A 5,738-nucleotide genomic window follows, 5' to 3' on the forward strand; every position below is an offset into this window, starting at 1 on the left:
GCTAATATAGAAACTTCATTATTAATAAAGAAAACTATATATGCTTTAGCTGAAGAAAAACTATCAGTTTTAACTATTCCAACTCCAAGAAACCAACAATGTCATAAACAAGACCATGACAACCCATGCAATCCTTGCTCATATGATAGAGACTAAGTTTGTTAAACAAATTTAATATTGTTTGCAAAATAAACGTAGGTATATATATACCTACGTTTATTTTATATTTAACTTATAATTTTATCTCTAATATAATCTACATCAAACATATCAGGAAATTTTTTCACTTCAAAAAGCACATCATATCCACTATAATTACATCTCTTTGGTGCATTTAAAAATACTTCAGTAATTTCATTTTGGTACTCATAAGCCATATTTTTATCTTCTTTTATTATACTTATTATTTTATTGTATATTTCTTTAAAATCATTATCCTCTAAATCAAAAAAGTGATTATTAAAGCAATTAAGTAAATACTTAAAATGTGCCTCACGAGCCTTCTCATAAAAAGAAGAATATATAGCTATACTCTTAGCTTTTTTTCTTATATCGCACCTTTTTAATATAAGTTCTAATACCTTTTCTTTAAAACTATCTTGAAGTATTTGAAAATCATCTAAATACTTATTGTATTTATATTCTTTAAAGCCTTCATCTTCTCCCTTTAATACTTCATTAATGGAATTTTTAAGGTCTATATAAGTTTTAATTTTATCATTATAAATTATATTTTTTATAATATTATTTTTAATTAGCTGTTCTTTATTTTTATCATCTAAACTTAAAACTTTAATACTTTTATTTATAAAATATTTTAAACTATTAACTGAGCTTTTTTCTATATTGTTAAAAGTTATATTATTTTTTATATTGAATTCTTTATCATTACATTTTATATTAACTAATTCATTATTTTGTGTAACAAATGCTTTACTATCTTTATTTTCTATTCTAAGCTCTTTATTGTTTTTATTTTCTATATTATATTTAAATATTGATATATTTTGAAGGTTATCTAAAAATATATCTTCTTTAAAATAAATAAAGCTGTCACTTCCAAAGTCTAAAATAATACATCCATTATTCATAAGCCCTTGTTGCAGTGATATAACTTTTATCATATTTTTCAAAAATAAATTTATATTATTATCATTAAGAGCTTTGCTGGGCTTTTCATCAATTACTATAACTTCACCTTCAATTTCTTTAAAGGATATATAATTTCTTTTTAAATATTTCTTTATTAAATTTTTTATACTTTCCTCTTTAAATATATATCCACTTTCTGTTTTTAAAGTAAATATATTAGTAAGTTCTACTTTATTGCAAACTTCTCCTGAAATTTTATTTGTTACTTTAAATTCCTCAAATATATATTTATTAAATTTATCGTTTTTAAATTTCAAATAATCTTTTGCCAAAATTTCTATATCTTTAATTTTTGTATTTTTATCTTTTATACTAGAACATAAATTTACTACATATTTCTTATCTTCTTTAAACTTACTACATATTTTTTCCAAAGCAAATTTTATTGTAATGTCATCTTCATTACCCTTTTTTAATGCCTTTAAAAAAATATCATCTTCATTAAAATACTCTTTAAGAGTTAAATTTTTAGAAAATACACTTTCATTATTTCCTTTTAAGAAACTATCAATTATAAATTTTTTATCTTTACTTATTTTAAATATTTTATAATTTTCTTCCCTAAAATAATAAGGTAAATCCTCTCTATTTAATAAAAGTTTATAAAACTTCTCCTTTTCTTCAAGAGATAACTTATAGTATATTGGGAATATTGTTTTTTCGTATACTGCTTCATTTATTCCATTAAAATTAAATATAAAGCTTTTAAATATTTTAAATAAGTTTTCATCATAATTTTCTATATTTTTATATTCTTCTAAAATATAAAATAACAATTCAAACCTTTTATTTTTTATAATACATGTTGAAAAATCTTTTAATAACTCATTTGTAAACTGTATTTCTTTAGTTAAATCACTAAACAAAATTTCTTCTATAAAATTAATATTTTTTATATTTCTATATATTATAGAATTTAAAATTTCCTTATTTTCTTTTATAACCTTTATATATTTTTCTCTATTGCCTTCTTCTATATAAAAAGTTATTATTTTTTCTACTATATTATTTTTTTCTTCTCTAGATAAAGAATCTCTAAAGTTATTTAAATAATTTTCAAGAGTTAAAGTTTTAAATGTATCAGTTCTATTTTGAAGACTTAAAATAAAATCAATATAATCTTTGTATATAACTTTACTATATTTACTTAAATCTTTTACTACGTGATTATACTTTGAATATATAAATCTTTTATCCCTTTCTTTACCTCTTAAAATCTTCTCTTCAAAAAGCTTAGTTAAAGCATCTCTTATATAAATGCTCTTATTGTAATATCCATCACAATATAATAAAAGCTCTTTCCAATCTATAATATCTTTCCTATAAGCTTTAACTAAAAGATTTCTATCTTTAAGGCTTATTCCATAAAGCTCTAACGAAACTTTATTTTTAGTAAGCCATCTACATACAGTTAATAGTGATTTTACATCATTATTTCTTTTATGAAATCCAAATATTATTTTTATAAGCTCTTTATTGTATTTAACTCTTTCTGAATATAATATTAAATTTAATATTTTATCTAAAGCTTTAACATTTGGTGCTTCTTTATATAATTTTACAAACTCTTTTGCAAAATCATCATCTATAAAATTAAGTTTTGCTTTTATTCCAAGTAATATAAAGCTTAATTCTCTATTATTTGAGCAAGTAATACTTAAATATTTTATAGCTCCTAAAGTGTTTTTAGTAACTAAACCTTTTGTATACATGTTTTTTACACACTCAACAATATCATTAGTTACAATTGCTTTATTTTTTATAAGTTCTTCACAAAATAAAGAAAGCTTTATATCATTTTTTGAAATTTCCTTACAGTTTTTTATAATCTTTAAATAAGTATCTATTGATATATCCATATCTATAATATAAGGAGCTTTTCTTGTAATATCTAATATATCATCAATATCATTCATGTTATTTACTATGCTTAAAAGTGTACTTTCACTTTTTCTATACTTTAATACATCAGTAAGCTTTATAATATTTTTTTCTATTCTTGACCCTTCACATTGAACGTAAAAGGAAAATTCTCTAACATCATAACCTGTGTATATAATTAATGTTTCCTTAAAATTATATTGACGCCTTAACTGTCTTGGAATATTTATAGATACTTTTATTCTTTTTTCATAAAGAGAATTTTCAATTATAACATCTATTATTTCATTATGCTTTACAGAAACTTTATTTATATTATAAAGTAAACCATCACTTTCATATTTAATCCAAAATTCCTTATGAAGTCCATTTTCTCTTTTATAAGTTAATACTCTATCAGTAAGTGATGTTCTTTCTCTATATCTTAATGCATCTTCTACACTAAAGCCATAAACCTTATTATCTAAGCTTTCCATATAAAGTCCTCCTAGTTACTTACTCTAGACTTTATAGCCTCTTCTAAATCTTTATTAGAAAATACCATATTAATTTCAATTTTTCTTTGATCTTTAGTATTTTCTATATCTTCTTTAGTGTAAGTTTTCTTATCTCTATCTTCTTTATTTGGATTAGTTTCAAACTCTGACATTCCAGAAGCTTTAAATTTCCCTCCAAACTCATTTTCAAGCTTACTATCCATTGGAACCATAGCATTTAAAAAGCTCATTGCACGTTCTGTTGAAAGTTTTCTGTTTTCTATTGTACTTCCTGCATAATCTGTATGACCAACAACTTCAATATATTCAATTTCATCTTTTATATTTTCAGAAGATAAAATATTATAAAAAATATTATTAAGCTGTTTTGCTAAATTTTGCCCGTCCTTTTTTAATACCCATTTATCTGTATCAAAAAATGTTTCTGTATTTAAAACCATCTTGCCTTCATTTCTATCAAAATACATAATATTTTCATCTACATTATTTTTGTCTAAATTATCTTGTATAGAATTATATATTTCTTCTCTCTTTTTTGATATATTGTCAACAAATAATGATGATATAGCCATTGAAATCATCATAAGAAAGAAAAATACAAGAGCAAAAACACTCATAATATCAACAAAAGATGGCCAGTAGGACTGTCCTTCTTCTCTGCTTCTATATTTTCTAGTTCTTATTTTCATAAAGAGGACCTCCTTTAATCATCATTTGCCACAGCAACCCACTCATTAGTTGCACGTACAAGCTCTCCAATAGTTTTTGTATTATAACTTAAACTATCTGTTGCTTCTTCTATACCTTTAATTGAAACTTGTAGCCTTTCTGCAATTTCATCTGATATATTTAAAAGCTCCTCTTTTATTATTCTTGAAACAACTTCTCCAATACCTTCTTTTAATGAATCTACATTATTTGCAAAATCTCCTATTGTTTCATTAACCCCTTCAAAAACATCTTTTAATTCATCAATATGCTCTTTTGAAATTTCATTATTTTGATCAATAGATTTAGAAATATTATAAATTCCTTCTGAAAGTTCTCTATAACTTCTACTTACTATTTCCTTATATGACCTTATTTCATCATTAACAACTTCAATAACTTCTTTTTGTCCATCCATTGATATATCTAATTTATTAAGAATCTCAGCTAAAACATCCATTTTATCTGAAAGCTTATTTATTGAAGTATTCATTATAAATTCTAGCTTTTCAGTTGTTATATTAAAATCATCAATTGAACCTTTAAATTTATCAATAGGTGCTTTAAAATTATCCACAGAATTATTAAGAGAACTTATTACAAGTTCTAAATCTTTAGTGTATATTGCTAGAACCTTTGCAGATTCAGTCATATCAACTGTATTTTTATTAATATTTTTAACAAGCTCATCAATACCTTCTTTAAATAAAACTCTAATTTCTTTAGTTAAATCAATCATTGAGCCTTTAATAACATCATTAAATCTTTCAAATTGAGTAACAAAACTAAAAGCATGCTCACTATATAAAATATTATCTAAGTAGTCTTCAAATTGGTCATAAAAACTTTCTTTTTCCTTTTTAGAAAGCTGAATTACGTAATTTAAAATTAAAGACATAATAACACCAAAAATACTTGTCCAGAATGCACTTGCCATTCCTTGAAGAGGTATTTCCATACGGCTTAAAAAAGCTTCCATTGAATTAACACCTGATTCCAAAACAGTATTTGTTGAATTAATTGAAACTGTAAGTCCTAAAAAAGTTCCAAGAAGACCTAAGGCTATTGATGAAGCTGGAAATAAATGAAGTGCTTTTTCATTTACCCCTAATCTATTACTTAAATGTTTTGCCATAAGTACTTCTGTATTTATGTTCTCAGTTCCCTTAGATGCACTTCTTTTAAACTCTTCTGAAATATTATAAAGAGTTTTATCTTCAAGCTTTCTTTCACCTGTTTCATCATTAATTATTGGTGAAGACTCAAAGTTACTTTTCAACTCACTATAATTTTTTTTAAGTTTCAAGCTTAAAATTATACCAGTTACCCCTAATGCTAAAATAATAAAAACAAATAAAAATCCTACGATTCCTTGACCAGTAAAAGAATTTATTAATTCTCCTAAAACTCCCAAGTTAAACCCTCCACAAAACTTAATATTACTGTATTTTTATTATTTCTTAAGTTAAAATATGCTACTTTAAAATATTAAAATTATAT

General features: G+C 23.1%; 3 protein-coding genes. All 3 read right to left on the reverse strand.

Features of this window, described 5'->3' with window-relative positions; translation table 11 throughout:
- Nucleotides 1–227 precede the first annotated feature (227 nt).
- From Q4E08_RS08410 to Q4E08_RS08420, 3 genes are read right to left on the reverse strand one after another with little or no spacing between them, the layout of a single operon-like run.
- Nucleotides 228–3,509 (reverse strand): hypothetical protein, encoded by a 3,282-nt coding sequence (locus Q4E08_RS08410; RefSeq protein WP_303130148.1) that lies wholly within the window; start codon nucleotides 3,507–3,509, stop codon nucleotides 228–230.
- A gap of 11 nt (nucleotides 3,510–3,520) precedes the next feature.
- Entirely contained in the window at nucleotides 3,521–4,219 is a 699-nt protein-coding gene (locus tag Q4E08_RS08415) for an OmpA family protein (RefSeq protein WP_303130149.1), read from the reverse strand.
- A 14-nt stretch (nucleotides 4,220–4,233) separates the two neighbouring features.
- Entirely contained in the window at nucleotides 4,234–5,652 is a 1,419-nt protein-coding gene (locus tag Q4E08_RS08420; protein ID WP_303130150.1) for a hypothetical protein, read from the reverse strand.
- Nucleotides 5,653–5,738: the final 86 nt, after the last annotated feature.

The sequence above is a fragment of the Clostridium sp. genome (genome assembly GCF_030532265.1).
In the GTDB taxonomy this organism is placed as follows: Bacteria; Bacillota; Clostridia; order Clostridiales; family Clostridiaceae; genus Clostridium.